This window comes from Peribacillus sp. YIM B13482 (assembly GCF_042787975.1).
In the GTDB taxonomy this organism is placed as follows: Bacteria; Bacillota; Bacilli; order Bacillales; family DSM-1321; genus Peribacillus; species Peribacillus simplex_A.
The window spans coordinates 1-4,392 of record NZ_JBHZPF010000117.1; the positions used below are offsets into that span (position 1 = coordinate 1).

3 protein-coding genes are annotated in these 4,392 nt (G+C 39.5%); all 3 read right to left on the reverse strand.

Annotated elements, in window-relative coordinates:
• Nucleotides 1–101: 101 nt before the first annotated feature.
• The gene (locus ACFX4L_RS25030; protein WP_377406622.1) at nucleotides 102–1,394 is read right to left on the reverse strand and encodes an MFS transporter; all 1,293 of its coding nucleotides are present in this window, start codon (nucleotides 1,392–1,394) and stop codon (nucleotides 102–104) included.
• A gap of 94 nt (nucleotides 1,395–1,488) precedes the next feature.
• The gene (locus ACFX4L_RS25035; protein WP_284470982.1) at nucleotides 1,489–2,544 is read right to left on the reverse strand and encodes a TauD/TfdA family dioxygenase; all 1,056 of its coding nucleotides are present in this window, start codon (nucleotides 2,542–2,544) and stop codon (nucleotides 1,489–1,491) included.
• Between the two features lie 13 nt (nucleotides 2,545–2,557).
• Nucleotides 2,558–4,084, reverse strand: a complete 1,527-nt coding sequence (locus ACFX4L_RS25040) for a long-chain-fatty-acid--CoA ligase (RefSeq protein WP_377406624.1) — start codon at nucleotides 4,082–4,084, stop codon at nucleotides 2,558–2,560.
• Nucleotides 4,085–4,392: the final 308 nt, after the last annotated feature.

The following is a 4,392-nucleotide window of genomic DNA, read 5'->3' on the forward strand; positions in this document are numbered from 1 at the left end:
ACAAGCCATTGAAGATCGAATTAGGAATACAGCTTAAGATTTAACTTTTTAGTGTCCAAAATATTGACCCAAATCCATCTTTCAATCTACGTTTATATCTCTTAAATTCTCAATTTCTTATCTGTTTCAATTATTGTGTGGCTTTCCTTTGCGGGACGTACACCGATCCAAAACAATAATCCAATAATGAGCATCCCTAAAGAAGAGACTTGAAATGCGTATCCGTATCCGATAGCTTCAGTCTCAGAATTTTGAATAAGATAGCCAAATACGAGTGGAGCAATAACGCTTGTAATACTCGCAAGTGCAATGAACGTCCCTTGTGCCTTTCCAATATTCTGGGGAGAAAAAAACTCCATCAATATTGCGGGTGCGAGTGAAAGAATGACATACGCAAAACCCGGAGCAAGGGTGAAGAACAATATGGACATCACCGTGGAATTCGCGGCATTTGCTAGGTATAAGCATAGAGCGGATAACATCATCGTTATACCGGCAAGATTTATTCGTGCTTTACGAATATCTCTGGTTTTACGATAGAGCCGATCTGATAGAATGGCAAATCCTAATTGGAAAAACGCTGCAAAAAGAAAAGGTAAAGACACGGCTAATTTTAATGTTTGACCATTAAAATGTTGAATTTTGGTAAAATAGGCTGGAAGCCATACCGCTTGTACGGACAATAACCAATAGGCACACCCCCCGCACAAAACGATCAGAATAAAGTTTTTAGATAATAGATGCGGAAAAAACTGACTCCAAGAAACTTTAGAGAGGCTGGATAATTGCTGCTCCTTTTGCTGTATCGACGGCCAGCCGATTTCTTGAGGACTTTCTTTACCGAAAATCATCCATAAAACCAGCACAATCAGTCCCAGAATGCCCATCGCTATAAATGCAGATCTCCATCCATAATGATCAATCAAGGAGATTAATAATGGCGAAGCAATCGCAGATCCCCCTGTCGTTCCTAATAGAACCGCACCAAAACCGATGCCATGCCTATGTTTCGGAAACCATTTTCCCATGATTGCCGTGGATAGAGCGGGGGCAGGACCTTCACCAGCTCCCAAAATCATTCTGGTTAACAAAAGCATAGACAAACTGCTAACGAAAGGGGTGAAAAATTGAACTATCAACCAAACCAACGACATCCAAGTTAACATTTTTTTCGTGTTTTTTGAATCGGCCATGCCGCCAAAAATAATAGAGGAGAAGGTAAAGAACCAAAAGAAAGAACTTCCTACAACTCCCCATTGCGATGGACTTAAATGTAACTCTTTCATTAAAGGAACGGAAACCAACCCAATAATTATTTTATCCACTTGGTTGATCATCCCGCTAAGAACTAGAAATAATAAGATAATCCAAGAATATTTTGGAGTGCTTGTCATGAAAATCTCCCCACGTTTTCCTATATAAGGAACACCTTTTTCTGAATTCTGAAAAGGTGTTCCCACTCGTTCTTACTAAACGTTTTATAAAAAATCACTTCAGGGTTTCTATAATACCGCCAGATGTTGTTTTACGTTGGGGTACGCCGCCGCGACCTGGTTTACCTGTATTCTCATCAATAAACATCGCGAATTCCGGGGAAATTTCCCGACCATTTGGCATCGTGAGCCACAATCTTAAAAGATGACGTTTGCGTTCCGGCTCTTCATAGTCTTCGTATTGAGTACGTGAGTGAAGAATCGTATAATTATTGACGAACTGCATATCACCTTCTTCCAACATCATGTTATAATGTAAATTCTCATCATGAAGTAGGGAGTCCAATAAGTCTAATGCTTCAATTTCCACTTTTGACAATTGTATGCCTGTTTTTGCTTGTGCTGATTCGATAAATAAACGGACATATCTACAGCTCAATTTACCATCATAATAATTAAAGATTGATGATGTAAATACTGGAGGTTCTCCCGGCGCTTCCTCTCCACGACGATCAAAGTAAAATGGACGACAGAGAACTCCTAGATATTCCGGGTTCTTCTCCAGAATTTCATTGTAAACAGTCATCGAACTGATGATACTGCTGTGACCTCCAGATTTCCCTTTTCTTAGGCTTAATAAGCCAACAACATCAGATCCATCAGCATGAAATGGAAGATGCAGTTTCGTTTGGTAACCACGTACATTAGAATTTTCTAAGCTAAGACCTTGATCTTTGACGTGCCCTAAGAGGTCACCATTTGCGTTTTGCGATACCGGAATGCCCATGTGAAGTCCGAGCCCCCAGTAAATGATGCTTGCTTCTTCATCTGTATATCTTTCAATAGGTAATCCACGAATTAATAGGAACCCTCTCCCATTCTCCAGCTCTTCAACAAAATAAACGATTTCTTCATATATATCAGGAATCGGAAAATCCTCTTTGTTAAAATCAGGTGCTTTTAAACCCTTTTGTTTAACATGAACTAAAGCATCCTCAAGCGAGGCAATCGTTTTTTCAGACAAATAATAAACCCATGAATCATCTTTAGCCAGGTCAGTGCCTTTCCACGCTACTTGCCCTTTAACTTTTTCTTTTAAAATGGTTGACATAATTAATCCCCCTTTAATAAGTGTTCATTTCAGTCAATTCTCTTAACTCTCTTCGCAAAATCTTCCCTGTTGAGTTCTTAGGCAACTCTTTAAAAAATTCTACTCGTTTAGGAAGCTTGTACTTCACCAGCTTATCCTGACAGAATTGAATAATGTCATTCATGGTGATCTGCTCATCCTTAACTACGACAAAAGCTTTAACACTTTCTCCGTATTCCCCATCTGGAACTCCGATTACGGCCGCCTCTATTACAGCAGGATGTTGATACAGGACTTCCTCCACTTCACGAGGATATACATTGTAGCCTCCAACAATAATAATGTCCTTCTTGCGGTCAACAATGTAGATGTATCCTTCTTCGTCCATTGTTGCGAGATCACCAGTGTAAAACCACCCGTCATTAAAAGCAGTTGAAGTAGCTTTCGGCATCCCAAAATATCCCTTCATTACATTTGGCCCTTGAACAACTAATTCTCCTACTTCTCTTCTCGGCAATTCTTTTCCAAACTCATCTACAACTTTGCTTTGGACAGCTGGAATATTCAAACCGATAGAACCTGGCTTGCGAGTCCCTTTTAAAGGATTAATCGCGACGAGAGGAGCAGTTTCTGAAAGCCCATATCCTTCCAATAAAGAAACACTAAACTTGTTCTCAAAATTATGCAGCAGCTCTGCCGGAATCGAGGCACCTCCAGAGATACACAGGCGAATAGATTGGCAATCCTCTGCATTCGCTTCAGGCAATTGATAGATAAAACTGTACATCGTAGGTACTCCAGCAAACACGGTTGCCTTTTTTTCTCGAATGGTCGTGACCACGTCATGAGGGCTGAATTTAGGCTGGATCAGGACTGTTGCCCCACAAGCAATTGGCGCATTCAGACAAACTGTCATACAGAATACGTGGAACATTGGCAGAACAGCTACGACACGATCTTTATCATCGAGTTCTAGTAATTTTGAAATGGAGTCCGCATTTGAAACCAAGTTCCGATGCGTTAACATTGCACCCTTTGGTTTCCCGGTTGTTCCTGATGTGTATAGAATGACTGCAAGGTCTTCTTCATCAATGTAAGGGCTTCCATCTGCATTGAAGCTTGTGCCTGTTTCCATGAGATGCTCCCATGTCGATTCCTGATTCTCGGCTTCGGTATAAATCACAATCTTCAGATTTTCCAACTGCTTTTTTACTTCTGATAACTTCGGTTCTACAGAAACATGAGTAATGACCGCTTTGACTTGACTATTGTCTAATAAGTAGTTGATTTCCCCTTGGGTATACAAAGGATTGATAGGAACAACAAATGCACCTAGACGTAAAATGCCGTAGTACGCAATGAGAAATTCAGGGCTATTTCCTAAAATTAGAGCCACTCCATCTCCCTTCCTGATTCCTTGTACATACAGACCGGCAGCCAATCGATCCACCTTCTGATTTAGTTCTTGATAAGTAACACTTTTATCTCTAAAGATATAAGCGATACTTTCCGGGAAATTGCTTGAGCTTCTTTTTAGATTTTCGTTTAAGTTATAACTCATTAAATGAATTCCACCCCTTTTCTCACATAGAAGGCTTTGAATGCCTACTATTTTGAATATTTAAAATATTGTTACACTAAGTATACTTATAAATTATAATTAAATAAAATTAAAGATTTTAATTTATATATAAGTATTAATAATATTAAAAAGGAACTTCAGGATAAAAGGAGTGCTACTTCGATGATCTCTACATCTACTTCAAAATAAAAAGACAAAGCCCCAGTAAGGTGAACTATACCCCGGATAACGGACACACATAAAAAAGTGTCCCTTATGGGGCTGTTGACAATCTAAAAGGATTTTTG

Bases quoted from the DNA above. Each gene is read 5' to 3' on its own strand.
- ACFX4L_RS25040 (WP_377406624.1), bottom strand. From the start codon at position 4,084: ATGAGTTATAACTTAAACGAAAATCTAAAAAGAAGCTCAAGCAATTTC.
- ACFX4L_RS25035 (WP_284470982.1), bottom strand. From the start codon at position 2,544: ATGTCAACCATTTTAAAAGAAAAAGTTAAAGGGCAAGTAGCGTGGAAA.
- ACFX4L_RS25030 (WP_377406622.1), bottom strand. From the start codon at position 1,394: ATGACAAGCACTCCAAAATATTCTTGGATTATCTTATTATTTCTAGTT.